Annotated in this window: 23 protein-coding genes and 1 pseudogene; 8 read left to right on the top strand and 16 right to left on the bottom strand. The window is 74.2% G+C overall.

Annotated elements, in window-relative coordinates; translation table 11 throughout:
- The 3 genes and pseudogenes from SZN_RS43180 to sigE all read right to left on the bottom strand — a co-directional run.
- Positions 1 to 715 (bottom strand): annotated as a pseudogene (locus SZN_RS43180) (hypothetical protein); the annotation flags it as partial.
- A gap of 261 nt (positions 716 to 976) precedes the next feature.
- On the bottom strand, positions 977 to 1,948 hold the full coding sequence (locus SZN_RS15505) for an anti-sigma factor family protein (RefSeq protein WP_007495998.1): 972 nt from the start codon (positions 1,946 to 1,948) through the stop codon (positions 977 to 979).
- Positions 1,945 to 2,715 carry an RNA polymerase sigma factor SigE gene (gene sigE, locus SZN_RS15500; protein WP_208865806.1) on the bottom strand — a complete coding sequence of 257 codons (771 nt, stop codon included), beginning with the start codon at positions 2,713 to 2,715 and terminating at the stop codon, positions 1,945 to 1,947. The genes SZN_RS15505 and sigE overlap by 4 nt, the downstream gene beginning before the upstream one ends.
- Before the next feature lie 229 nt (positions 2,716 to 2,944).
- Here sigE and SZN_RS15495 point away from each other — a divergent pair, with 229 nt between their 5' ends.
- The gene (locus SZN_RS15495) at positions 2,945 to 3,577 is read left to right on the top strand and encodes an O-methyltransferase (RefSeq protein WP_078508628.1); all 633 of its coding nucleotides are present in this window, start codon (positions 2,945 to 2,947) and stop codon (positions 3,575 to 3,577) included.
- A gap of 88 nt (positions 3,578 to 3,665) precedes the next feature.
- On the opposite strand, the gene SZN_RS38650 is transcribed toward SZN_RS15495, so the two are convergent.
- Positions 3,666 to 3,833 (bottom strand): DUF3117 domain-containing protein, encoded by a 168-nt coding sequence (locus SZN_RS38650; RefSeq protein WP_003966491.1) that lies wholly within the window; start codon positions 3,831 to 3,833, stop codon positions 3,666 to 3,668.
- Between the two features lie 377 nt (positions 3,834 to 4,210).
- On the opposite strand from SZN_RS38650, the gene chcB reads away from it, so the two are divergent.
- Positions 4,211 to 5,014, top strand: a complete 804-nt coding sequence (gene chcB, locus SZN_RS15490; RefSeq protein WP_007495995.1) for a 2-cyclohexenylcarbonyl CoA isomerase — start codon at positions 4,211 to 4,213, stop codon at positions 5,012 to 5,014.
- A 24-nt stretch (positions 5,015 to 5,038) separates the two neighbouring features.
- Here the strand turns inward: chcB and SZN_RS15485 are convergent, their stop codons facing one another.
- Together SZN_RS15485 and SZN_RS15480 are read right to left on the bottom strand one after the other, a co-directional pair.
- Positions 5,039 to 5,626, bottom strand: coding sequence for a DNA-3-methyladenine glycosylase I (locus tag SZN_RS15485; protein WP_007495994.1), 588 nt, complete (start codon positions 5,624 to 5,626; stop codon positions 5,039 to 5,041).
- Entirely contained in the window at positions 5,623 to 5,979 is a 357-nt protein-coding gene (locus tag SZN_RS15480) for a DivIVA domain-containing protein (protein WP_078508626.1), read from the bottom strand. Before SZN_RS15480 ends, SZN_RS15485 begins: the two co-directional genes overlap by 4 nt.
- A gap of 138 nt (positions 5,980 to 6,117) precedes the next feature.
- Here SZN_RS15480 and folP point away from each other — a divergent pair, with 138 nt between their 5' ends.
- Positions 6,118 to 6,978 carry a dihydropteroate synthase gene (folP, locus tag SZN_RS15475; RefSeq protein ID WP_007495992.1) on the top strand — a complete coding sequence of 287 codons (861 nt, stop codon included), beginning with the start codon at positions 6,118 to 6,120 and terminating at the stop codon, positions 6,976 to 6,978.
- A 177-nt stretch (positions 6,979 to 7,155) separates the two neighbouring features.
- Here folP and SZN_RS15470 read toward each other — a convergent pair whose 3' ends face one another.
- Both SZN_RS15470 and dapE read right to left on the bottom strand, forming a co-directional pair.
- Positions 7,156 to 7,914 carry an LOG family protein gene (locus SZN_RS15470; protein ID WP_007495991.1) on the bottom strand — a complete coding sequence of 253 codons (759 nt, stop codon included), beginning with the start codon at positions 7,912 to 7,914 and terminating at the stop codon, positions 7,156 to 7,158.
- Positions 7,915 to 8,034: 120 nt separating this feature from the next.
- Positions 8,035 to 9,114, bottom strand: coding sequence for a succinyl-diaminopimelate desuccinylase (gene dapE / locus SZN_RS15465; protein ID WP_007495989.1), 1,080 nt, complete (start codon positions 9,112 to 9,114; stop codon positions 8,035 to 8,037).
- Between the two features lie 84 nt (positions 9,115 to 9,198).
- Here dapE and SZN_RS15460 point away from each other — a divergent pair, with 84 nt between their 5' ends.
- On the top strand, positions 9,199 to 10,182 hold the full coding sequence (locus SZN_RS15460; RefSeq protein ID WP_106432659.1) for a VldE C-terminal domain-containing protein: 984 nt from the start codon (positions 9,199 to 9,201) through the stop codon (positions 10,180 to 10,182).
- A 346-nt stretch (positions 10,183 to 10,528) separates the two neighbouring features.
- Positions 10,529 to 11,002, top strand: a complete 474-nt coding sequence (locus SZN_RS15455) for a hypothetical protein (protein ID WP_007495986.1) — start codon at positions 10,529 to 10,531, stop codon at positions 11,000 to 11,002.
- Between the two features lie 146 nt (positions 11,003 to 11,148).
- On the opposite strand, the gene SZN_RS15450 is transcribed toward SZN_RS15455, so the two are convergent.
- The gene (locus tag SZN_RS15450; protein ID WP_007495985.1) at positions 11,149 to 12,294 is read right to left on the bottom strand and encodes a bifunctional succinyldiaminopimelate transaminase/glutamate-prephenate aminotransferase; all 1,146 of its coding nucleotides are present in this window, start codon (positions 12,292 to 12,294) and stop codon (positions 11,149 to 11,151) included.
- A gap of 118 nt (positions 12,295 to 12,412) precedes the next feature.
- Complete coding sequence (gene fdxA / locus SZN_RS15445) at positions 12,413 to 12,733, bottom strand: ferredoxin (protein ID WP_007495984.1); 321 nt, start codon at positions 12,731 to 12,733, stop codon at positions 12,413 to 12,415.
- Between the two features lie 140 nt (positions 12,734 to 12,873).
- On the opposite strand from fdxA, the gene SZN_RS15440 reads away from it, so the two are divergent.
- Positions 12,874 to 13,899, top strand: a complete 1,026-nt coding sequence (locus SZN_RS15440; RefSeq protein WP_043730846.1) for a GNAT family N-acetyltransferase — start codon at positions 12,874 to 12,876, stop codon at positions 13,897 to 13,899.
- Positions 13,896 to 14,771 (top strand): transglutaminase family protein, encoded by an 876-nt coding sequence (locus SZN_RS15435; protein ID WP_007495982.1) that lies wholly within the window; start codon positions 13,896 to 13,898, stop codon positions 14,769 to 14,771. The genes SZN_RS15440 and SZN_RS15435 overlap by 4 nt, the downstream gene beginning before the upstream one ends.
- Positions 14,772 to 14,966: 195 nt before the next feature.
- On the opposite strand, the gene SZN_RS15430 is transcribed toward SZN_RS15435, so the two are convergent.
- From SZN_RS15430 to SZN_RS15415, 4 genes are all read right to left on the bottom strand, one after another.
- The gene (locus tag SZN_RS15430; protein ID WP_043730841.1) at positions 14,967 to 17,168 is read right to left on the bottom strand and encodes a membrane protein; all 2,202 of its coding nucleotides are present in this window, start codon (positions 17,166 to 17,168) and stop codon (positions 14,967 to 14,969) included.
- 198 nt (positions 17,169 to 17,366) lie between these two features.
- A complete protein-coding gene (locus tag SZN_RS15425; RefSeq protein WP_007495980.1) occupies positions 17,367 to 17,768 on the bottom strand; it encodes a DUF6113 family protein in 402 nt (133 codons plus the stop codon).
- Entirely contained in the window at positions 17,765 to 18,670 is a 906-nt protein-coding gene (mshB, locus tag SZN_RS15420; RefSeq protein WP_007495979.1) for an N-acetyl-1-D-myo-inositol-2-amino-2-deoxy-alpha-D-glucopyranoside deacetylase, read from the bottom strand. Before mshB ends, SZN_RS15425 begins: the two co-directional genes overlap by 4 nt.
- Before the next feature lie 29 nt (positions 18,671 to 18,699).
- Positions 18,700 to 18,894, bottom strand: coding sequence for a hypothetical protein (locus tag SZN_RS15415; protein ID WP_007495978.1), 195 nt, complete (start codon positions 18,892 to 18,894; stop codon positions 18,700 to 18,702).
- A gap of 177 nt (positions 18,895 to 19,071) precedes the next feature.
- Here SZN_RS15415 and SZN_RS15410 point away from each other — a divergent pair, with 177 nt between their 5' ends.
- Complete coding sequence (locus SZN_RS15410; RefSeq protein WP_043730836.1) at positions 19,072 to 21,192, top strand: prolyl oligopeptidase family serine peptidase; 2,121 nt, start codon at positions 19,072 to 19,074, stop codon at positions 21,190 to 21,192.
- 161 nt (positions 21,193 to 21,353) lie between these two features.
- On the opposite strand, the gene SZN_RS15405 is transcribed toward SZN_RS15410, so the two are convergent.
- On the bottom strand, positions 21,354 to 22,379 hold the full coding sequence (locus tag SZN_RS15405) for an ABC transporter ATP-binding protein (RefSeq protein WP_007495975.1): 1,026 nt from the start codon (positions 22,377 to 22,379) through the stop codon (positions 21,354 to 21,356).
- A complete protein-coding gene (locus tag SZN_RS15400; protein WP_007495974.1) occupies positions 22,372 to 23,346 on the bottom strand; it encodes an ABC transporter ATP-binding protein in 975 nt (324 codons plus the stop codon). The genes SZN_RS15405 and SZN_RS15400 overlap by 8 nt, the downstream gene beginning before the upstream one ends.
- Between the last annotated feature and the right edge of the window lie 2 nt (positions 23,347 to 23,348).

Genomic DNA, 23,348 nt, shown 5'->3' with positions numbered 1-23,348 from the left:
CACCTCGCCCGGCCGGCTCCGGCTCCGGCTCCGGCTCCGGCTCCGGCTCCGGCTCCGGCTCCGGCTCCGGCTCCGGCTCCGGGGATGCTCCTCCGTGAGGGGGCGTCATCGCGACGGCGGGCGTCTCCTGGTGAGCGGGCGTCACGACGGCGGGAGGCGTGCCTCCGGCAGCAGCGGGGGCCACCGCCGTCCCTCCGGCAGCGGGCGCCACCGCCGGGCGAGCCAGTGCGAAGTCGCCGTCGTGGGTGGCTGGGGCGGCTGTCACGGGGGCGGGGGCTCGGCGGGCGGCGGTTTCGCGGGCGACGGTCTTGTGGCCGGCGAGGGCGCCGGAAGACTGTGCGGCCGGGGAGGCCGTCGCCGTGCCGGGGGCGGGCTCGGCCGGGCGGGCCGCCGATGTCCCGGGAACCGGTTCGGCGGGCGCCGGAATGCCCGGCCCCGACTCGTCGCGGGCCGTGTTCTCGCCGGACGGCGTCACCGTCGGCGCCGCCGTGTCCGCGGCGGGGGCCCGGTCGGCGGGACGCGGGGTCCGGTCGCCGTCGTGCGCGGGCTGCGGTGTCGCGGGTGCGGTCGGTTCGACGTCGCCGTCCGCGTCCCCGTCCCCGTAGGCGGCGCGGACGCGCTCACCCGCGCCGGACACCGCGGCCTCCTCAAGGCCGCCCCGCGGCCGGTTCCACCACTTCGCCTTCGGGGGCTTGCCGTCGTCGCCGTCGTCCATGCTGTGCTTCCCGCTCCCTGCTGACCGCGGCAGACGGGCGGGCCGCCTCCCGGCACGCCCCGGCGCCCGCATGCCTGCTCGACTCCGCGCTGTCGCCGCGGGATCCCTGCGGATACCGGCGGCTCCGTGCCGCTCCCCGTCCGGCGCTCGGCGTCCGAGGTCACCGCGGCTCGTGGACCACGCGCACCCGGCGGACGAGCACGGCGAGCGGCCCACCCCGGATTCAACCAGGTTCGTGGGCCGCTGCGCAGAGAGGCCGGGTCAGCGCCCGGCGGGAGGGAAGGACGGGAAGGGCGTCGCCTCGGGGGCGGGTGCGGCGGACAGCGAGGGGAGGGCCGTGATCCCGGTGTCCGGGGACCACGAGGTCAGCGTGAGCGGAGGCGCGGCGCTGAGCGGACGTATCAGCGGGGACATGGCGGCGGCGCCCGCCACCACGGGTGCCGTCAGGGTGTCCATCGTCATGTCGGCGGGCCGGACCGGCATGCCGGGCAGCAGCGGGGCCGACACCTGGGTCGGGGCGACCCGGGTCTCCTGCGACCGCTGGCCCTGGCCCTGGGCGAGCAGGGGTCCCCCGCCACGGCGGCGCTGGCTGTCGGGGGTGGTCGCGGTACCGCCGCCCTGGGTGCGCGCCGGGGTGACGTTGCTGCCGCCCGAGCCGCCGCGTGCCTCCACGTCGGCGGGCGCGCTGGTGGTGACACCGCCGAGGGCCAGGGCGGCCAGCGACACCGCGCCGGCCGCGACGAACGCGAACCGCATCCGCGAGGAGGCGAAGCGGTCGGCGTCCTGACGGCCGCCCACGGGATGGGTGCGGAAGCCGCGCTCGGCGGCCGGGAGCGCCGGGGCGCGGGTGTGCGCGGGCACGTAGCCGAACGGGAAGCCCTCGTCGCGCTTGGTGCCGAAGACACCCCCGGCACCGGGCCGGCCGGTCAGCTGTCCGAACCCTCCCCCGCCCAGCGGCGGTCCGCCGCCGTCCAGGTCGCCTCCGCCGGGAAGGCCCTGGAGGCGGGCGAGGAAGCTCTCGGAGGGCGGCGGCGGGGCCGCCTCCGCGAAGACGTTCTTCAGCCGGCGCTGGGCGTCGACCTCCGACTTGCACCTGGCGCAGGTCGCCAGGTGCGCGAGGACACGTTCGCGCGCCTCGTGACCGAGTTCTCCGTCGACGAGCGCGGAGAGCCGGTCGCCGAGGTGCTGCTCGGCCAGGAGCCGTTCGGCGGGGTCGGGTCGGGAGCCACTCACGCGGTCGCGCCCCCTCCTCCCAGAGCGGCCACACGCGGCACGAAGGAGCGGCGCTCGGCGCGCGCCTCCGGCGAGCGGTGGGCGAGGGCCTTGCGCAGCTGCGAGCGCCCGCGGTGGATCCGGGAGCGCACGGTGCCGAGCTTGACGCCCAGCGTCGCGGCGATCTCCTCGTAGGACAGGCCCTCGATGTCGCACAGGACGACCGCGGCGCGGAACTCGGGCGCGAGGGTGTCGAGCGCCTGCTGGACGTCCGCGTCGAAGTGGGCGTCGTTGAAGATCTGCTGGGGCGTGGGCTCCTTGCTGGGGAGCCGCTCGGCCGCGTCGTCGCCGAGCGCGTCGAAACGGATGCGCTGCTTGCGGCGGACCATGTCCAGGAAGAGGTTCGTGGTGATGCGGTGCAGCCAGCCCTCGAAGGTGCCGGGTGTGTAGGTCGACAGGGAGCGGAAGACGCGGACGAAGACCTCCTGCGTGAGGTCCTCGGCGTCGTGCTGGTTACCCGTGAGGCGGTACGCCAGGCGGTAGACCCGGCCGCTGTGCGTGCTGACGATCTCCTCCCAGGTGGGCGGAGTCCACGCCTGCCCGTCCGCGTCGGTGGAGAAGCTCGCGGTCTGGGCGAAGTCGCCGGCGTGACTGTGGTCAGCGGTGTCGTTCACGGATTTCGGCCTGCCCGCCGATCCGAGGAAGCGCCGGAGCGTTCCCCTGCGATCCACAGGCGCAGCCGCACCTCCCCTGTCGGCTCTGGTGGTGTCCAGTGGAGCCCCTACCATAGCCACCTCGCCCGTTAGCTCCGGATAAGCGGTTTTACGAGAATTTGATGGGGGCTGAGACCCCTGGTCCGCCCGCTCCGCGGCCCGCTCAGGGCCCCGCTCGCCGTCGTGATCCAACCGTGTCCCCCCACTCCTCTTCCCACCCCTCTCAACGCGCGGTCCCATCTGCGGGTTCCCGGCCGCAGCGGATACAGTCACGCCCAGGCAACCACGGGGACAGGAGAGGGTCATTACCGGCAACCGGCAGACGAGCTGGGCGTTCGCCGACGCCTACGTCGCCGAGGACGACGTCCTGCTCTGGGCCCGTGACCGGGCCCGCGAGGCGGGACTGCGCTCGGTGTCGCCCGGCACGGGCGCCGCGCTGAGTCTGCTGGCCGCCGCCGCGGACGCCAAGGCGGTCGCGGAGATCGGCACCGGTACCGGTGTCTCCGGGATCCACCTCCTGCACGGCATGCGCCCGGACGGCGTGCTGACCACCGTGGACCCCGAGCCGGAGCACCAGCAGTTCGCCCGCCAGGCGTTCCGGGCCGCCGGCTTCGCCAGCAACCGCGCCCGCTTCATCCCCGGCCGCGCCCTGGACGTCCTGCCCCGCCTCGCCGACGCCGGTTACGACCTGGTCTTCTGCGACGGCGACCGGCTGGAGTTCCTCGACTATCTCGCTGAATCGTTGCGTCTGCTGAGGCCCGGCGGGCTCGTCGTGTTCGAGGGCGCCTTCACCAACGGGCGCACCGTCGACTCGGGGCCGCAGCCCACCGAGGTGATACGGGTCCGGGAGCTGCTGCGCGCGGTGCGCGAGAGCCAGGAGCTGGTGCCGTCGCTGCTGCCCGTCGGGGACGGACTGCTCTGCGCCGTGAAGCGCTGAGAGCCGCGGGCACGATCCGCCGGACAAAGCAGCGACCCCGGCGGATGAGGAATGCCGGGGCCACCGAAAGGGTAGGGTCGCGCCCGCGTCAGCCGACGACCTTCTTGAGGGCGTCGCCGAGCGCGTCGGCCTCGTCAGGGGTCAGCTCGACGACGAGCCGACCGCCGCCTTCGAGCGGAACGCGCATGACGATGCCCCGCCCCTCCTTGGTCACCTCGAGCGGGCCATCGCCCGTCCGCGGCTTCATGGCCGCCATGCTCGTACCCCTTCCTGAAACCAGCTCATCGCCAAAGCCGGCGGCCCCATGGAGGGCACGCGTGTCACGCGTGGGACACGCGTGACCGGCATCGAACACATTGCTTCCCGGCCATTATCCCGCATCTCAGGACCCGATGACCAACATCAGTCGGCATCGCTTGGACAACGCGCGCGAGCAAAACCACCCAATTCGGCGATGGGACTGCGATACTGCGCCACCGCACGCACTTCGGCCGTACGGAACCGGCCAGGATTCGTTTGACGCAGGTCACACGTCCGGCCGGAGCCGTCGCCTGTGATCTCCGCCATGCTGTCCTCAGACGAGGCGTACCGACGAGTACGCCGCCGAGCCGCGACACCCGGAGGGGATACGCCATGGCCGACACCGTGCTCTACGAGGTGAGCGACGGACTGGCGACGATCACGCTGAACCGCCCGGAGGCGATGAACGCGCTGAACGTCGCCGCCAAGGTCGCCCTGCGGGACGCGGTCCGGGCCGCCGCGGACGACGGCGCCGTACGGGCCGTGCTGCTGACGGCGGCCGGGGAGCGCGCGTTCTGCGTGGGGCAGGACCTCAAGGAGCACATCGGCCTGCTGACGGCGGACCGGGAGACCGGCTCGGGCGAGACCATGAGCACCGTGCGGGAGCACTACAACCCGATCGTGCGCGCGCTGGCCGGGATGGCGAAGCCCGTCGTCGCCGGGGTCAACGGCGTCGCGGCCGGCGCCGGCTTCGGCTTCGCGCTGGCGGCGGACTACCGGGTGGTGGCGGACACGGCCGCGTTCAACACCTCGTTCGCCGGGGTCGCCCTCACCGCGGACTCCGGGATCTCCTGGACGCTGCCGCGGGTCGTCGGACCGGGCCGCGCCGCCGACCTGCTGCTCTTCCCGCGCAACATCACGGCGCGGGAGGCGTACGAGCTGGGTGTCGCCCACCGCGTGGTGCCTGCCGGGGAGCTGCGCGCGGAGGCCGAGAAGGTGGCGCGCGCCCTGGCCGAGGGGCCGACGGTGGCGTACGCGGCGATCAAGGAGGCGACGGCCTTCGGGCTGTCGCACTCCCTGGAGGAGACCCTGGAGAAGGAGGACGAGCTGCAGACGCGCGCGGGGTCCTCCGAGGACCACGCGATCGCGGTGCGGGCCTTCGTGGACAAGGAGAGGCCGAGGTACCTGGGCCGGTGAGCCCGCCGCGGCGGACCCGGCCCCTCACCCGGCGCCGCGTGCGGCGCACTCCCGCAGGTGGTCGTCCACCAGGCCGCACGCCTGCATCAGGGCGTACGCGGTGGTGGGCCCCACGAACCGCAGTCCCCGCTTCTTCAGGGCCTTGGACAGGGCCGTCGACTCCGGGGTGACGGCGGGCACGTCGGCCAGGGTCCTGGGCGCGGGGCGGCCGGCCGGGTCCGGGGCGTGGGACCAGATCAGCTCGTCCAGCTCGCCGGGCGCCCACTCGGCGAGCACGCGCGCGTTGGCCAGGGTCGCGTCGATCTTCGCCCGGTTGCGGATGATGCCCGCGTCCCGGAGCAGGCGCTCCCGGTCGGCGTCCGCGAAGGCCGCGACCTCGGCGATGCGGAAGCCCGCGAAGGCGGCGCGGAAGCCCTCGCGGCGGCGCAGGATCGTGATCCAGGACAGGCCCGACTGGAATGCCTCCAGGCTGAGGCGTTCGAAGAGGGCCTGGTCGCCGTGGACCGGGCGGCCCCACTCCTCGTCGTGGTACGCCACGTAGTCCGCGGTGGACAGGGCCCAGGGGCAGCGCAGGGCGCCGTCCGCGCCCGCGACCGCCGCGCCCTCGCTCACTGCTCGTCCTCCGGGGCGGGCTTGTCCATCGGCACACGGTGGCCCGGGGCACGGGCGCCGGACAGCGCGGACTCCAGGTCGGCGATGCGGGAGTCGCGCTCGGCGAGTTCGGCGCCCAGGCGGGTCAGGGCGTCGTCGACGTCGGCCATGCGGTAGCCGCGGGCGGCCAGCGGGAAGCGCAGGCTCTCCACGTCGGTCCGGACGACCGGGCGGTCCGGGGGCAGCGCGTCCTGGAGGTGCTCGGGCGCCACGTCGGGCAGCGGTCCCTCGCCGTCGCCGCCGCCCACCACGGCGAGGGTCACCGCGGCGACGACGACGGCCAGCGCGACGACCAGGAACAAGAACATAACCATCGCGGTGGCCCCCACGGTCGGTGATGCGAGCGGTCGAGTGTGTCAGGGGACGATCGTGCCATGCGAGGCTGGCGGTTAGGGTCGCAGGCGGCCCGAAGGCCGGGACGGACCGGCACGATCGAGGAGAGGTCACAGGGGATGCTCAGGCTGGGCAGGCGTGAGTTCGGCACGCACGAGCCGGTGATCATGGCGATCGTGAACCGGACCCCGGACTCCTTCTACGACCAGGGGGCGACGTTCCGCGACGAGCCCGCCCTCGCGCGCGTGGAGCAGGCCGTGGCCGAGGGGGCCGCGATCGTCGACATCGGCGGGGTCAAGGCGGGACCGGGGGACGAGGTGAGCGCCGAGGAGGAGGCGCGGCGCACGGTCGGGTTCGTGGCCGAGGTCCGGCGGCGCTTCCCGGAGGTCGTGATCAGCGTGGACACCTGGCGTGCCGAGGTCGGGGCCGCGGTGTGCGAGGCGGGCGCCGACGTGCTGAACGACGCGTGGGGCGGGGTGGACCCGGGCCTCGCGGAGGTCGCCGCCCGCTACGGCGCGGGGCTGGTGTGCACGCACGCGGGCGGCGCCGAGCCGCGGACCCGGCCGCACCGGGTGACGTACGACGACGTCATGGCGGACATCCTGCGGGTGACGGTGGGACTCGCGGAGCGGGCGCTGGCCCTGGGGGTGCCCAGGGAGTCGATCATGATCGACCCGGGGCACGACTTCGGGAAGAACACCCGGCACAGCCTGGAGGCGACGCGGCGGCTCGGCGAGATGGTGGAGACGGGGTGGCCTGTGCTGGTCTCCCTGTCGAACAAGGACTTCGTCGGGGAGACGCTGGACCGGCCGGTCAAGGAGCGCGTCCTCGGGACGCTCGCGACGACCGCGGTGTCGGCCTGGCTGGGTGCGCGGGTCTACCGCGTCCACGAGGTGGGCGAGACCCGGCAGGTGCTGGACATGGTGGCCTCGATCGCGGGCCACCGCGCTCCCGCGGTGGCCCGGCGGGGGCTGGCGTAGGACACGCGCCCCCGCGGTGCCGCTCCCCCGCGACCCTCCTGAGCCGGTGGCCGCCCTGGTGCGTGCGATCGCAAGACGGAGGGTCGCCCCGATACCGGATGTATCGGGGTGATCCCGACAACGCGGCGAGCGTGCGTGCCAGACGCCGCCGGGCAGGCGGGGCTTTCGAAGCACGCCCTAGCGGCCGGCCTCCTTGGACACGAGGGCGACGGCCTCGTCCACGTCGTCGGTGACGTGGAAGAGCAGGAGGTCCTTCTCGGACGCCTTGCCCTCGGCCACCAGGGTGTCCTTCAGCCAGTCGACCAGGCCGCCCCAGTACGCGGCGCCGAACAGCACGATCGGGAAGCGCGTGACCTTCTGCGTCTGGACGAGGGTGAGCGCCTCGAAGAGCTCGTCGAGGGTGCCGAGCCCGCCCGGCAGGACCACGAAGCCCTGGGCGTACTTGACGAACATCATCTTGCGGACGAAGAAGTACCGGAAGTTCAGGCCGATGTCGACGTAGGAGTTGAGCCCCTGCTCGAAGGGGAGCTCGATGCCGAGGCCGACCGAGATGCCGCCCGCCTCGCAGGCGCCCTTGTTGGCGGCCTCCATGGCTCCGGGGCCGCCGCCGGTGATCACCGCGAAGCCCGCGTCGACCAGGCCCCGGCCGAGGCGGACCCCGGCGTCGTACTCGGCGCTGCCGGCCGGTGTCCGGGCGGAGCCGAACACACTGATCGCGGGCGGCAGTTCGGCGAGGGTGCCGAAGCCCTCGATGAACTCCGACTGGATGCGCAGCACGCGCCAGGGGTCGGTGTGGACCCAGTCCGTGGGGGCGCGCTCGTCCAGCAGCCGCTGGTCGGTGGTGCCGGTCTGCACCTGGTCGCGCCTGCGCAGCACGGGGCCCAGCCTCTGCTCGTCGGGCGGCTGCTGCTTCCCCTCGGGGTTACCGGTAGCCATGTGCGCTCCCTCCGTGTGCCGGGTCGTTCGACCTCATCGTAGATCCGCGCGGGTTACATACGAGGGACGTCAGCATGTCCGGGACACCGCGCCCGAAACCCGCCGGGCACCCCGTCCGCCTCACGAGGTGAGCCAGGCGCGCAGCCGCTCCTCGCCCGCGAGGATCTTCGCCGTGTCGACCCGTTCGTCGCGCTTGTGGGCCAGATGCGGGTTGCCGGGGCCGTAGTTGACGGCCGGGATGCCCAGGGACGCGAAGCGCGAGACGTCCGTCCAGCCGAACTTGGGCCGGGGCGTGCCGCCGACGGCCGCCGTGAAGGCCGCCGCGGCCGGGTGGGACAGTCCCGGCAGGGCGCCGCCGCTGTGGTCGTCGATCACGAACTCCTCGACTCCGCAGTCCGCGAAGACCTCGCGCACGTGCGCGACGGCCTCCTCCCCGGTGCGGTCGGGCGCGTACCGGAAGTTCACGGTGACGACGCACTCGTCCGGGATGACGTTGCCCGCGACGCCGCCCGAGACACCGACGGCGTTCAGGCCCTCGCGGTACTCCAGGCCGTCGATCACCGGGCGGCGCGGCTCGTACGAGGCCAGCCGGGCGAGGATCGGCGCCGCCGCGTGGATCGCGTTGGAGCCCATCCAGCCGCGCGCGGAGTGGGCGCGCTCGCCCGTGGTCCGCAGCAGCACCCTCAGAGTGCCCTGGCAGCCGCCCTCCACCTCGCCGTCGGACGGCTCCAGCAGGACCGCGAAGTCGCCCTCCAGCCAGTGCGGGCGGTGCTCGGCGAGGTGCTTGAGGCCGTTGAGGTCGGCGGCGACCTCCTCGTTGTCGTAGAAGACGAAGGTGAGGTCGCGGTTGGGGGCCGGGACGGTCGCGGCGACGCGCAGCTGGACCGCGACGCCCGACTTCATGTCGCAGGTGCCGCAGCCCCACAGGACGCCGTCCTCGTCGAGGCGCGAGGGCACGTTGTCCGCGAGGGGGACGGTGTCGATGTGCCCGGCGAGGATCACCCGCTGCGCCCGCCCCAGGTCCGTGCGCGCCACGACGTTGTTGCCGTACCGCTCGACCGTCAGGTGCGGCAGGGTCCGCAGCGCCTGCTCGACGGCGTCGGCCAGGGGCTGCTCGGTGCCGCTGACGGACGGGAAGTCGACGAGCCGCGCGGTGAGCCGGGCGGCGTCCAGCGTGAGGTCAAGGGAGGTGTCGGCCATGGTGCCGACCCTAACGCCCCGGTGCGCGGCCCCACTTTGCGCACCCGCCTCATACCACTCAGTAACCTCGGCTACCTTGTACGCGTGCCAGAGACGTCACCCTCTCAACGCCGTGGCCGCCTCCTTCGCCGGGGGGCGTCCTTCCTGGTCCTGCTCGCCGTCACGGGCTATCTCGTGGTGCAGTACGTCACCGGCAGCCGGAGCACCCCGGGCTGCGTGGTCGTCTCGGGCCGGGCCGACGGGGCGCGCTACGAGTTCAGCCAGGAGCAGGCCGTCAACGCCGCGACGATCGCCGCCGTCGGCACCGGCCGCGGGCTGCCCGAGCGGGCCGTGACGATCGCGCTGGCGACCGCGCTGCAGGAGTCGGCGCTGCGCAACATCGAGTACGGCGACCGGGACTCGCTCGGCCTCTTCCAGCAGCGTCCCTCGCAGGGCTGGGGCACCCAGCGGGAGATCCTCGACCCGGCCTTCTCGGCGGGCGCCTTCTACGAGCACCTGGTGAAGGTCCCCCGCTACACCGAACTGCCGCTCACCGTGGCCGCGCAGCGCGTCCAGCGCAGCGGATTCCCCGACGCCTACGCCAAGCACGAGCCGAACGCCGCCCTGCTGGCCGCCGCGCTGACCGGGCGCTCGGCGGCCACGCTGACCTGCCAGGGGCTCGCCGGGACCGCGCGGGCCACGGGCGCCGACGCCGTACGGGCGGCGCTGCTGCGGGACTTCGGGCGCGACGCGCTCCAGCCGGCCGCCGCGGAGGTGGGCCGCCGCGGGACCGCGCCCACGCCCACCGCGGTCGACGACGGCGACGGCGACGGGCAGACCGTGGTGCTGCCGGTGCCCCGCGACGGGGGCGGGGGCGCCGGGCGCGGGGCCCGTGAGCGGGGCTGGCAACTGGCCCACTGGGCCGTGGCCAACGCCTCCGATCTGCGGGTGACCCGGGTGGTGTACGCGGGGCGGCAGTGGACCGCCGGCAGCACCGACAGCCGGTGGCGGACGGCCGGGCCGGCCGAACCGGGCGGCCCGGGGGCGGACGGGGCGGCGGACTCGGTCCGGATCACGACGAGCCGGTAGTACGGTCAGGCGTTCACCCGATCCCTCGTCCGGGTTACGGGCGGTGTCGTCCGGCGCCGGGCCGGGCAGGTGTGCACGCGGGTACCCCCGTATCCGCCAACACCCTTGGGAACAAAGGGCTGTAAGGATTCGGCGCACCTCACACGGGGGTGCGCTTTGCCCATTTTTATCCGCAGGCGATTATGCGACGCATTGCCAACTCTTTACATTGCCGCGCCGCAACCTTCACGGCCTTCGAGCGGTAGTCACTGCGTCCGAGCCCGGAGATCAACAGCCAGTCGGTCAACTGCCCGGCGCGGTCGGACACTTCATCGTTCTCATCCGACTTACCCGTCGAAGGAGCATCATGTCCCTCCCCCTGACCCGCCGGATCGCCCGTGCCGCGCTCATCGTCGCCGCGGGAGCGGCTGCCGGGGTCGGTGCGGCCGGCTCCGCCAGCGCGGCCCCCGAGCTGCCCGCGGCCCCCAAGGTCGGCGGACTGACCGCCCTGGACGGCTCCAGCGTCGTCGACGGTGCGGCCCAGAACGCCACGGGCCTCGCGGGCGGTGCCGTCGACACGGCGGTGGACCAGGCGCTGCCCGCGGCGACGAAGGCCGGCGGCAAGGTCACCAAGACCGGCGGCAAGGCGGCCAAGAAGGCCGGCGGCAACGTGGCCAAGACCGGCGGCAAGGTCGCGAAGAAGGCGGCGCCCGCCGCGCAGGCGACCGCGGGCGGCGTGGCCGGGTCGGTCGGCTCCGTCCTCGGCGAGACCGCCGGTGCCGCGACCCAGGGCGGCCTGCCCACCGGTTCGCTGCCGGTGCAGGGCCTTCCGGTCGGCTGACGCCCGCCGCCAGGCAGGCAGGGGCCGGCGGGCCCGGGATCGTCCCGGGCCCGCCGGCTTTCGCATGGACGGGCGAAGGCGCCCGCGGCGCGGCCGGCACCGCAGCGGGCGGCGTTCGCCCCCGTCGCGACGCCCGGCACGCCCTCTCACCGCACCGGACGCCGCTCCTTGACGGGCAGACCCAGCCTGCCGCGGCCCTGGCCCAGCCGCTCGACCGCGGCGCGCACCCGCTCGTCCGTGGCGGTGAACGCCACGCGCACGTGCCGGGCGCCCGCCTCGCCGTAGAAGTCGCCGGGGGCAACGAGGACGCCCCGGTCGGCCAGGGCGGCCACCGTGGTCCAGCAGGACTCGTCCCGGGTCGCCCACAGGTAGAGGCTGGCCTCGCTGTGCTCGATACGGAAGCCGTGGCCCTCCAGGGCCGCGCGCAGGGCCGTACGGCGGGCCGCGTAGCGCTCGCGCTGGACACGGACGTGCTCGTCGTCGCCGAGGGCGGCGACCGCCGCCGCCTGGGTGGGCGCCGGTGTCATCATCCCGCCGTGCTTGCGGATCTCCAGGAGCGGGGCGAGGACCGCCGGGTCACCGGCGAGGAACGCGGCGCGGTAGCCGGCCAGGTTGGAGCGCTTGGACAGCGAGTGCACGGCCACGATGCCCTCGTACGAGCCGCCGTTCACGTCCGGGTGCAGGACCGAGACGGGCTCGGCGTCCCAGCCGAGCTCCAGGTAGCACTCGTCGGAGAAGACCAGCACGCCGTGCGCGCGGGCCCAGGCCACGATCCGGGTCAGCTCCTCGCGGGAGAGGACCTTGCCTGTGGGGTTGGACGGGGAGTTCAGCCAGAGCAGCTTCAGGCCGCGCGGGTCCAGCCCGGCAGGGTCGTCGTAGACCTCGTACGCGGCGCGGGCCAGGCGGGCGCCCACCTCGTAGGTCGGGTAGGCGAGGCGCGGGTGGGCCACCCGGTCGCCGGGGCCGAGCCCGAGCTGGGTGGGGAGCCAGGCGACGAGTTCCTTGGAGCCCACGACGGGCAGGACGTGCCGGTGGGTGATGCCGCGGGCGCCCAGGCGGCGCTCCACCCAGCCCGTGATCGCGTCCCGCAGGGCCGGGGTGCCCCAGACCGTCGGATAGCCCGGGGAGTCCGCCGCGTCGGTCAGGGCCCTCTGGATCAGGTCGGGGACCGGGTCGACCGGGGTGCCGACGGAGAGGTCGACGATGCCGCCCGGGTGCGCGGCGGCCGTCTTCTTGTACGGCTCCAGCCTGTCCCAGGGAAAGGTCGGAAGGCGGTCGGAGACTGCGGACACGGATCTGGCTCTCTTTCTGCTGCTGCCGGACACGACGACGCCCCGGTCCCGTACGGCGATCTCGGGGATCGGGGCGTACGGGACCGAGGCGGCGCGCGGTGCGGGTCGCCGACGGGGATTACTCGGCCTGCGGCGGCAGCGCGGCGACGAAGGGGTGGTCCCGCTCGATCAGGCCCAGCTTGCTGGCGCCGCCCGGGGAGCCGAGCTCGTCGAAGAACTCGACGTTCGCCTTGTAGTAGTCCTTCCACTCCTCCGGAGTGTCGTCCTCGTAGAAGATCGCCTCGACCGGGCAGACCGGCTCACAGGCACCGCAGTCGACGCATTCGTCCGGGTGGATGTACAAGGACCGCTGGCCCTCGTAGATGCAGTCGACCGGGCACTCCTCGATGCACGCCTTGTCCTTGACGTCGACACAAGGCTGCGCGATGACGTAGGTCACGCTGTCGTTCCTCCTCGATAGGGCGCTGGCGGGCCTCTTCAGGCTCCGCCGCCTGGCGCGCGGGAGCGCGGCGTCGTCGATGCCCGCCCCTAGTATCTCCGTTCCGGGGCATGATCCGAACAGGAGGGGTGAACTGACCCGTGGAAATCTCTGCGACGGGGCGGCTTGAGGTCCGTGTCACCGCCTCTGACGTGGGCAAACGCGTCTCAGTACGCCGCCTGAACGATCCTGCGTCCAAGGGTGAGAAGTTCACCGACACGGTGGGTGTTCTCGCATCATGGGACGACGGTGTGCTGCTGATCACACGGAGGAACGGCGAATCCGTCCGCATCCCGGAAGCGTCGCTGGTCGCGGGGAAGGTCGTGCCCGCCGCCCCGGCGCGGCGCCGGGGCCCGGCCGCCTCCTTCGAGGAGCTCGCACACGTGTCCTCGCGCGCGTGGCGGCCCCTGGAGAGCGAGCGGCTCGGCGAGTGGGAGCTGCGGGCCGCCTCCGGCTTCACCCGCCGCGCCAACTCGGCGCTGCCGCTCGGCGACCCCGGGCTGCCGCTGCCGGACGCGCTGGAGGCCGTACGGCGCTGGTACGGCGAGCGCGGGCTCCCCGCGTACGTGCAGGCCGCGACCGGCGCCGAGGGCACCCAGGAGCTGCTGTGCGCGCAGCTGGAGCGGCTGGGGTGGACGCGGGAGGTCAGCGCCGCGGTGTGGACCGGGGCCCTCGCGCCCGTCGCCGACCGGGACGGGGGTGGCGGGGTGGCGCTGTCCCGGCGGGCCGACGAGGCGTGGCTCGCGCGGTATCAGCGCAAGGGCCTGAGCGAGGTGGCCCTGGAGGTCCTGGGCGGGGGGCCGTCGGTGTGGTTCGCGACGGTTCCCGCCGCGGACGGCGGCCCGCCCGCCGCGATCGGCCGGTGCGTGGTGGACGGCCGGTGGGCGGGCTTCGCCGCCGTCGAGGTCGATCCGGCGCTGCGCCGCCGGGGGCTCGCCACCCGGGTGATGGCCGCGCTCGCCCGGCGGGCGCTGGACGAGGGCGCCTCGGCCGCCTGGCTCCAGGTCGAGTCGGAGAACGCGGGCGCCCGGACCCTGTACACCGGGCTGGGGTTCACCGCGCACCACGCCTACCACCACTACCGCGCGCCGCGGACGGCGGGCGCGGACGACGACGGGCGGCGGTGACGATTTCCGTGGAAGGACACGAGCCGGCCCCGTGTCCCCCGCCGCCCGGACGGTCCGCCGGGCTGCGGCGGCGGTTCGCCGAGGAGGCGCGGTCCGAGCGGCCCGATCTGGCGGAGCTGTGCCTGCTGGTGGCGGCGCAGGCCGACGGCACCCTCACGGACGACGGCGTGGACGCCGCGCAGATGGAGCTGGACGACCTCGCGGGCCGGCTGCCGTTCCGCCCCGGGGGGCCGCGCGCGTGGGCGGAGGCCCTGCGGGAGCTGCTCGGTGAGCGCCTCGGCTTCCACGGGGTGGCCGCGGACTACGGGCGGCTGGAGTCGTCGCTGCTGCATCAGGTGCTGAAGCGGCGCAGGGGGCTGCCGATCCTGCTGTCGGTGGTGTGGCTGGAGGTGGCGAGACGGGCCGGGGCGCCGGTCTACGGGGTCGCGCTGCCCGGCCACTTCGTGATCGGCTTCGGCCCCGCTGGCGAGCAGGTGCTCGCCGACCCGTTCGACGGCGGGCGGGTGCTGGCGGGCGGCGACGCGCGGCTCCTGGCGTCCGGGGCCACCGGCACACCGCTGGAGCCGTCGATGCTGACGCCCGCCGATCCGCTGGAGGTCGTGCTGCGCATCCTGAACAACGTCCGCGCCTGGGCGGCGACCCGGCCCGAGCGCACCGATGTGGCGCTGTGGGCGGTGGAGTTGTCGCTGCTGCTGCCCTCGCATCCGGCGAAGCTGCGCTTCGAGCGGGCCCGGCTGCTCGTGCGGCGGGGCGAGTTCGCCGACGGGGCCGTGGAGCTGGAGGAGTACGCGGAGCTGATCGGCGCGGTGGACGAGGGGGCCGCGGAACGGGTGCGCGGCGAGGCCAGGGCGGCCAGGGCGATGCTCAACTGACGCCTGCGCGCGGCGGTTCCCAGCGCCGCCCGCGCGGGCCGCGTACCGCCCGCCTCCGCCGGATGCGGGCCGCGTACCGCCCGCCTCCGCCGGATGCGGGCCGTGTACCGCCCGCATCCGGCGGAGGCGGCCAGCGCGGCAGCGCGAAGGCCCGTCCGCGCGGGACGGGCCTTCGGGGCGGTGGCGCGGCGCGCGTCAGGTGGGGTTGGTCTCGATGGCCTGGGTGCGCTCGGCGGGCGTCTTGCCCCGCAGCGCCGTGCGCAGCGCGGCGACGACGTCGTTCGGGAGCACCCCGCGCTTGCCGGTCGCCGTCTGGACCTGCACGCCGTCGAAGGTCGTGCCGTACGCCTCCTTGAGCGCGGCCAGGTCGTAGCTGTCCACCAGCTTGCCGCCGATCGCCTTGAAGCTGAGGATCTTCGGCAGCGAGACAGGGCCGAAGCGGATGCTGGGCCCGGAGTCGGCCTTGATCGTGACGATGGCGGACATCGCGGGCTGCGCGAACTCCTTCATCATCCGGTCGACCTCGGCGTTGGAGACCGTCGGCGCCTGGGCCGTGGTCGGGACGCCGACCGGGCCGGCCGCGCCGGTCTCCACCTGGGTGCGGTAGGCCCGGGTGATCGCCGCGGCGGACCCGGCGGCGTCGATGCCCTTGCCCGGCTTGCCGTAGACGGCGACGGCCTTGCCGTTGCGGAACTCGATCCCGCCCTCGGTGACCGAGCCGGAGCCGCCCGAGGCGGCCCTGAGGGCAGCCTGGAGCTTCTCCTCGTCGACCGGCATCACCGGGTCGACGACGCGCTGGTTGCCGAAGAGCGAGCCGATCACGGAGACGGGGTTGTAGTCGCTGCGCGCCGCCGCGCTGACCGTCCGCTGCATGTCGAACTGGAGTCCGGCGTTGTCGGGCTCCAGCGCCACGGTCTTCCCGCCCACGGAGAGCTTCACCGGCTGGCCCACCCGCTTGTCGAAGGCGTCGCCGAGCTTCTTGACCGCGTCGTCGCGGGTGCCGCCGCCGATGTCGACGCCGAGCACGGTGGTGCCCTTGGGCACGTCGGAGGAGTTCATCAGCAGCCCGGCGCCGTACAGGCCGCCCGCGAGGACGATCAGGCCGCCGCTGAGCAGGGCCAGCTTGCTGCGGCCCTTCTTCTTCGGCGCGCGCGGGGCGGAGGCGCCCGACGGGGCCGGGTCGGGCAGCCTGGGCGGGGTGTGCGGGCCGGGCGCGTCACCGGCACCGGATCCGAAGGGGCCGCTCCGGGCGCCGGTGACGACGGGGATGCCGCTGGTGACGGTGTCGCCGGAGACGTTGTCCTGGACGCCGTGGCGCCCGGTGGCCGGCTTCTGCGGGGTGAGGATCGCGGTGTCGTCGCTGAGCCCGCCGCCGGGGTGGTGCGGCACGGGGCCCGACGGGATGCCGGGGGCGCCGGGCCCGCCCTGGCCCGCGGGGAGGGCGGGTACGACGGGGCCGGTGCCGGTGACGGGACCGGTGGTCGGGCCCGAGGGGCCCTGCGGGCCGCCCCGGCCGGGGGAGCCGCCGAAGCCGGTCGGGCCGTCGAAGTCGCCCAGACCGCCGGAGTCAGCCGGGGGGTTCGGGGCGTTGAAGTCCGCGGCCGGGTCGAAGCCGCCGTGCCCGGCCGGGCGGGGCAGACCGCCCTGGGGGCCGTAGCCGCCCTGGCCGTCCTGGCCGCCCTGGCCGTTGTCGGCGAAGTACGGCAGGTCGTCGCGGCGTGCCTCGCCGCCGGGGCGGGCGCCGTTGCCGCCCGCCGCCAGGGCCTCGGTGACGTCGAAGGAGCCGGTGCCTCCGCCGTGTCCCGGGGCGACGGGTCCGCCGGTGGCGCCGGGAAGTCCCGCGCCGCCCGGCCGGGGTCCGCCGGGACGCGCGCCGGGCACGCCCATCGAGCGGACCACACCGCCGGGACGGGCGCCGCCGCCCGGACCCTGGGGCCCCGCGGCCGTGCCGGAACCGCCGCTCTGCGCGGCGCCGTTGGACTGCGGGCCGCCCTGACCGCCCTTGCCCGGGGCGGACTTGCGCGGGACGAACCAGTCGCTCGCCTTCTCCTCCCCGGGCGCTGCGGGTTCGGCCGGCGGCTCGGCGGCGCCGGGTCCGGCGGCCGGGGCGGCGGACTGCGCCGGCACCTCGGTCTCCGCGGTGTCCCGGGAGGAGTTGCCGACGACGGGCTTGCGCATGACGACCGGCGGAATGGGGCGGGATCCGGGGATGTTGATCCGGATCCTGGTCGTCAGCGTGGTCTCGGTCTTGCGTTCCTCCGGCTGCGTGCCCGAACGGCCCGCGTCCGCGCCGGTGTCGGAAACCATGGGGGTCCCGTACGGCGGCGTGCCCGAGGGGTATGCGGCTCCGCCGCGCCCGTCGGGCCCGGAGGACGGAGTGTCAGTTTCACGACTCAAGGCTGGTTCTCCCGGTTGGCTCCACCGCCCGTTGCGACCTTCATTGCGAGTGGGGGTCCCCCCTGCTCGAACGGATTCGAGCGCTGGGGGAGGCTCGGCGGCGCGCACCACCATACTGGCCACTTCTGGCGCGTATCCCACGACCGCCGGGGAAATACGCACGGGACTCGCACGTGTGCGGCAGGCGGAAGTGGTACGTCACTTGCCAAGTCGGGCGCCGTCCCCGTCCGGTTGCCGCAGCGGCCCGAGGGTGGCGCAGATCACAGCAACTGCCATACCGCCGAGCAGGAAGAGGTAGGAGGCGGCTCCCGTGCCGAAGAGGAAGTCGCCCTCGGGACGGCTGGCGGTGAGCAGGATGACGGTGATGATCCAGCCACCCGCGGGCGCGGCGGCGGCGCCCCGGCTGCCCAGGGCCAGGCCCGCGCCCAGCACGAGCCCGGCCTCTCCGGCGAGCGCGAGCAGCAGTCCGCCCGGGAACAGGGCGGGCTGGACGAGGGCCCCGGCGACCGCGGTGAGGGCGCCGAGCACGAAGAGCCCGAGGAGGGCGAGCAGGCGCGTGGCGGACGGCTTCCTCAGCGGCTGGGCGAGCATCGAGCTCATGCGGTCTCCCCGGTGTCGAGGCCGGCGAACAGGTCGGACTCCGGCCGGGCGGCGGGCGTCGCGTCGACCAGTTCGTAGTACTCGGTGGTGAAGAGGGGCTGTGCGAGGTCGTTGGAGAGCGCGAAGTACCGGTCGGCCACCTCGATCTGGGTGGCGTGCGCGCGCATCGCGGCGGCCTTGGCGGCGGCGTGGGCGGTGCCGTCGATCACGGTCGTGATCCGCTCGTCGTCCACCACGCCCGGTACGTCCTCGACGGCGGCGCTCTCGGTGAACGGCAGGGCGGGCAGGTCCACCCGGAGCCGGGCGAACGCCTCTTCGGCGACCGTACGCGGGACGCGGTTCCAGTAGACCTTGCGGATCCGCCAGCCGGCCCGCGCCGCCAGGTCGACCGCGCGCATGGCGATGCGGTGGGCCTGGATGTGGTCGGGATGGCCGTAGCCGCCGTGCGGGTCGTAGGTGACCAGGACCTGGGGGCGGACCTCCAGGATCACGTCGGTCAGGGCGCGGGCGGCGTCGTCGACGTCCGCCTGCCACAGGCTCGCGGGGTCGTCGTTGTCGGCGAGGCCCATCATGCCCGAGTCCGCGTAGCGGCCCGTGCCGCCGAGGAGGCGGACGTCGGCCACGCCGAGTTCGCGCATGGCGGCGGCCAGTTCGCCCAGACGGTGTTCGCCGAGCCCGGCGCCGCTCAGGTGCCGCAGCTCCGGCGGAATGACCTCGCCGCGCTCACCGAGGGTGCAGGTGACCAGGGTCACCTGGGCTCCCTCGGCCGCGTACTTGGCCATGGTCGCGCCGTTGTTGATCGACTCGTCGTCCGGGTGCGCGTGCACCAGGAGGAGCCGACGGGCGGCGCGGGGTGGGGTCCCCCCGTGCCCGGCGGGCGCGGGGGAGGGCAGATCCGTCATGGCCCCACCCTACGGAACGTGCGCTTCGCTCAGAACTTGAAGCTGCCGATCATGCCCGCGATGTTGGTCGTCAGCGAACTGATGGTGGGAGCGACGGTCGACGACGCCAGGTAGAACCCCAGCAGCATGCAGACGATCGCATGGCCGGCCTTCAGACCCGATTTTCTGATCAGCAGGAAGACGACGATCGCCAGCAGCACTACCGCCGAAATCGAGAGTGCCACGGCGGCTCACCTCCAAGAATCCCGGACGCGGGGGGTTCGACTGTGGGTGCAGATAAATCCATGCAGCAAGCCAGCAGGTTCATACCCACTATGCGACAGTGATCATAACTATCGGTACGTGCGCATCGATCGGCGCACAGCCGCACAAGGGGGCGCACTGGCCAATATGGTCGGGGCATGACGACCGAGCCAGTGTCCTTCCCCCGCCGCCACGCCCGCACCCAGCGGTTCACGCTCGGCGCGCCCCGCGCGTTCACCGTGGCGCCCGACGGTTCCCGTGTCGCCTTCCTGCGCTCCACCTCCGGTTCCGATCCGGCGAGTTCGCTGTGGGTGCTCGACACGGCGGACGGAAAGGAGCGCGTGGCGGCGGACCCGCGCGCCCTCCTGGGAGGCGGCGCGGAGGACCTTCCGCCCGAGGAGCGGGCACGGCGCGAGCGCAGCCGTGAGGCGGGCGCGGGGATCGTGGCCCATGCCACCGACAGCGCCGTCGAGTTGGCCGCCTTCGCCCTGTCGGGGCGGCTGTTCACGGCGGAGCTGCGGGCCGGCACGGCACGTGAACTGCCGGTTCGCGGGCCGGTGATCGACCCGCGCCCCTCCCCCGACGGCCGGCACGTCGCGTATGTCGCGCGGGGCGCGCTGCGGGTGGTGGGAGCGCGGGGCGAGGGCGACCGGGCGCTGGCCGAGCCGGAGTCGGAGGGGGTCACCTACGGGCTCGCGGAGTTCATCGCCGCCGAGGAGATGGGGCGCCACCGGGGGTTCTGGTGGAGCCCGGAGTCGGACCGGCTGCTGGTGGCGCGGGCCGACGACACGCCGGTCGACCGGTGGTGGATCTCCGATCCGGCCCATCCCGGGCGTGAGCCGCAGCGGGTGGCGTACCCGGCGGCGGGCACGCCGAACGCGGACGTCCGGCTGTTCGCGCTCGGGCTGGACGGGGCCCGTACGGAGGTCTCCTGGGACCGGGCGCGCTATCCGTATCTGGCGCGGGTGCACTGGTCGGCGGCGGGGGCGCCGCTGCTGCTGGTCCAGGCGCGCGACCAGCGCAGCCAGCTGTTCCTGGCCGTGGACACGGCGACGGGGGCGACCCGGATGGTGCACGCGGACGAAGATCCACAATGGCTTGATCTTTTCCCTGGTGTGCCGTGCTGGAGCCCTGCCGGGCAGCTGGTGCGGATCGCCGACGAGGGCGGGGCGCGGGTCCTCACGGTGGGCGAACGCCCGCTGACCGGACCCCAGTTGCACGTCCGCGCGGTGCTGGACGTCACCTCCGACGACGTACTGGTCTCGGCGTCGGCGGGTGAGGCGGCGGCCGAGCCCGAGATCGGCGAAGTGCATGTGTACCGGGTGAACGAACTCGGCGTGGAGCGCGTCTCGCGGGAGCCCGGGGTGCACGCGGCGGTGCGCGCGGGCGGTGTGACGGTGCTGGTGTCCCACACGCCGGACCGGCCCGGGGCCGCGGTCCGGGTGGTGCGGGAGGGAAAGCGGATCGGCCTGGTCCGCTCGCACGCCGAGAATCCCGGGCTGACCCCGCGCGTGACCCTCACCGAAGGGGGCGCACGGCGTATTCCGTGCGCCGTGCTTATGCCTCGTGACTACGCCGGTGACACCCCTCTCCCGGTTTTGCTGGACCCCTACGGGGGACCGCACGGCCAGCGGGTGGTGGCCGCCCACAACCCGCATCTGACCTCGCAGTGGTTCGCCGACCAGGGCTTCGCGGTGATCGTCGCGGACGGCCGCGGCACACCGGGACGCTCTCCCGCCTGGGAGAAGGCCGTCAAGGACGACATCGCGGCGATCGTGGTGCAGGACCAGGTCGACGCGCTGCACGGGCTCGCCGAGCGCTTCCCGCTCGACCTGACCCGGGTGGCGATCCGGGGCTGGTCCTTCGGCGGCTATCTGGCGGGGCTCGCGGTGCTGCGCCGCCCGGACGTCTTCCACGCGGCCGTCGTCGGCGCCCCGGTCACCGATCTGCGCCTGTACGACACCCACTACCAGGAGCGCTACGTCGGGCACCCCGGGGAACAGCCGGAGGTCTACCGGCGCAACTCGCTGGTCGACGACTCGGGCCTGGTGGAGCCGGCCGGGCCGCACCGCCCGATGATGATCGTGCACGGGCTGGCGGACGACAACGTGGTCGTCGCCCACTCCCTGCGGCTGTCCTCGGCCCTCCTCGCCGCCGGCCGCCCGCACGAGGTGCTGCCGCTGTCCGGGGTGACCCACATGACCCCGCAGGAGGAGGTCGCGGAGAACCTGCTGCTGCTCCAGCTCGACTTCCTGAGGCGCTCGCTCGGCCTCGGGTGACGGGCAGCGGGCCGGGGCGGCATCCCGCCCCGGCCCGCTCACGGCACCCGCACGGCCGTACGCGGTACAGCCTGACGCGTCCGTATATCGGAGCCGGGTCGGCCGGGTTGCCCGGGTGTTAACGCGGTCGACGCGCCGTCGTGCGGCCGCGGCCGCACCGGTCACGGCGTCGGCGCCACCACCCGCTTCTCCTCCGCGAAGTGGCACGCCGACTCGTGCCCCGCGAGACCGCCCCGCAGCCGCTGCGGCACCGCGAGCAGCGGCACCTCCTCGGCGCACACGTCCCGGGCCTTCCAGCAGCGGGTGCGGAAGCGGCAGCCCGAGGGGACGGCCGCCGGGGACGGGACGTCCCCGGTGAGGATGATCCGCTCGCGGCGGGCGCGGGCCCGCGGGTCGGGCACGGGGACCGCGGAGAGCAGCGCCTGGGTGTACGGGTGCGTGGGGTGGTCGTAGATCTCGCTGTCGCGGCCGCTCTCCACGATCCGCCCGAGGTACATCACCGCGACCCGGTCCGAGATGTGCCGCACGATCGACAGGTCGTGCGCGATGAAGACGTAGGAGAGGCCGAACTCCCGCTGGAGGCGGGCCATCAGGTTGATCACCTGGGCCTGCACGGAGACGTCGAGCGCGGAGACGGGTTCGTCGGCCACGATGATCTCCGGGCGCAGGGCGAGCCCGCGCGCGATGCCGATGCGCTGGCGCTGCCCGCCGGAGAACTGGTGCGGATAGCGGTTGATGTGCTCGGGGTTGAGCCCGACCACGTCCAGCAGTTCGCGCACCCGGCGCCGCCGCTCGCCCTTCGGGGCGGCCTCGGGGTGGATGTCGAAGGGCTCCCCCACGATGTCGCCCACCGTCATCCGGGGGTTGAGGGAGGTGTACGGGTCCTGGAAGACCATCTGGATGTTGCGCCGTACGGCCTTCAGCGCGCGGCCGGACAGCCGGGTGACGTCCTCGCCCCGGTACGTGATCGAACCGGCCGTCGGGCGCTCCAGGCTGACCAGCAGCCGGGCCGCGGTCGACTTGCCGCAGCCGGACTCCCCGACGACGCCCAGGGTCTCGCCGCGGCGCAGGGTGAGGTCGACGCCGTCGACGGCCCGCACCGAGCCGACCTCCTTGCGGAACAGCACGCCACGGGTGAGGGGGTAGTGCTTGTGCAGCCCGCGCACCTCCAGGATCGCCTCAGCCATTCAGGCACTCCTTCCAGAAGTGGCAGGCGGCGGCCCGCGTCGCGGAGACCTCGTGCGGCGCGGGCACGTCGGTGCGGCAGACGTCCCGGGCCATCGGGCAGCGCGGGTGGAAGGCGCAGCCGCGCGGGACGTCCGTGAGGCTCGGCGGCAGGCCCCTGATGGCGTGCAGCTCGCGGCCCTTGAGGTCCAGGCGCGGCACGGAGTCCAGCAGACCGCGGGTGTACGGGTGGGCCGGCGCCTTGTAGATGTCGTCGACCGGCGCCGACTCGACGACGCGGCCCGCGTACATCACCGCGATCCGGTCGGCGACGTCCGCGACCACGCCGAGGTCGTGGGTGATCAGGACCAGGCCCATCCGGTACTCGCGCCGGAGCTCGGCGAGCAGGTCCATCACCTGGGCCTGGACGGTGACGTCGAGGGCGGTGGTGGGCTCGTCGGCGATGATCAGCGCCGGTTCCAGCGCGATCGCCATGGCGATCATGACGCGCTGGCGCATCCCCCCGGAGAACTGGTGCGGGTACTGCCTGACGCGCTCGCGGGCCGCGGGGATGCGCACCTGGTCCATCAGTTCGACGGCCTTCGCACGGGCGTCCTTCCTGGACATCCCGCGGTGCACGGTGAACATCTCGCCGAGCTGGTCGCCCACGGTGAGCACGGGGTTGAGGGACGACAGCGCGTCCTGGAAGACCATCGCCATCCCGGCGCCGCGGACCCGGCGCCGCTCCTCCTCCTTGAGCTTCAGCAGGTCCCGCCCCTGGAAGAGCACCTCGCCCCCGGTGACGCGGCCCGGCGGGGTGTCGAGGATTCCCATGACCGCCTGCGCGGTCACCGACTTGCCCGACCCGGACTCGCCCAGCACGGCGAGGGTCTCCCCCGCGTCCACGCCGAAGCTGACCCCGTTGACGGCTCGGGCGACCCCGTCCCGGGTCCGGAACTCCACGTGGAGGTCACGCACGTCGAGCAGCATGG

Source organism: Streptomyces zinciresistens K42 (assembly GCF_000225525.1).
GTDB classification, from domain to species: domain Bacteria; phylum Actinomycetota; class Actinomycetes; order Streptomycetales; family Streptomycetaceae; genus Streptomyces; species Streptomyces zinciresistens.
Note: the sequence above shows the minus strand (reverse complement) of the source record. Positions and strands in the feature narration are given on the sequence as shown.

Bases quoted from the DNA above. Each gene is read 5' to 3' on its own strand.
- dapE (WP_007495989.1), bottom strand. From the start codon at position 9,114: ATGGCCGACACCTCCCTTGACCTCACGCTGGACGCCGCCCGGCTCACC.
- folP (WP_007495992.1), top strand. From the start codon at position 6,118: ATGCTCAGGCTGGGCAGGCGTGAGTTCGGCACGCACGAGCCGGTGATC.
- SZN_RS38650 (WP_003966491.1), bottom strand. From the start codon at position 3,833: ATGGCGGCCATGAAGCCGCGGACGGGCGATGGCCCGCTCGAGGTGACC.
- SZN_RS15400 (WP_007495974.1), bottom strand. From the start codon at position 23,346: ATGCTGCTCGACGTGCGTGACCTCCACGTGGAGTTCCGGACCCGGGAC.
- SZN_RS15405 (WP_007495975.1), bottom strand. From the start codon at position 22,379: ATGGCTGAGGCGATCCTGGAGGTGCGCGGGCTGCACAAGCACTACCCC.
- sigE (WP_208865806.1), bottom strand. From the start codon at position 2,715: ATGGTAGGGGCTCCACTGGACACCACCAGAGCCGACAGGGGAGGTGCG.
- SZN_RS15455 (WP_007495986.1), top strand. From the start codon at position 10,529: ATGTCCCTCCCCCTGACCCGCCGGATCGCCCGTGCCGCGCTCATCGTC.
- SZN_RS15425 (WP_007495980.1), bottom strand. From the start codon at position 17,768: ATGAGCTCGATGCTCGCCCAGCCGCTGAGGAAGCCGTCCGCCACGCGC.
- SZN_RS15470 (WP_007495991.1), bottom strand. From the start codon at position 7,914: ATGGCTACCGGTAACCCCGAGGGGAAGCAGCAGCCGCCCGACGAGCAG.
- SZN_RS15410 (WP_043730836.1), top strand. From the start codon at position 19,072: ATGACGACCGAGCCAGTGTCCTTCCCCCGCCGCCACGCCCGCACCCAG.
- SZN_RS15480 (WP_078508626.1), bottom strand. From the start codon at position 5,979: ATGGTTATGTTCTTGTTCCTGGTCGTCGCGCTGGCCGTCGTCGTCGCC.
- chcB (WP_007495995.1), top strand. From the start codon at position 4,211: ATGGCCGACACCGTGCTCTACGAGGTGAGCGACGGACTGGCGACGATC.
- mshB (WP_007495979.1), bottom strand. From the start codon at position 18,670: ATGACGGATCTGCCCTCCCCCGCGCCCGCCGGGCACGGGGGGACCCCA.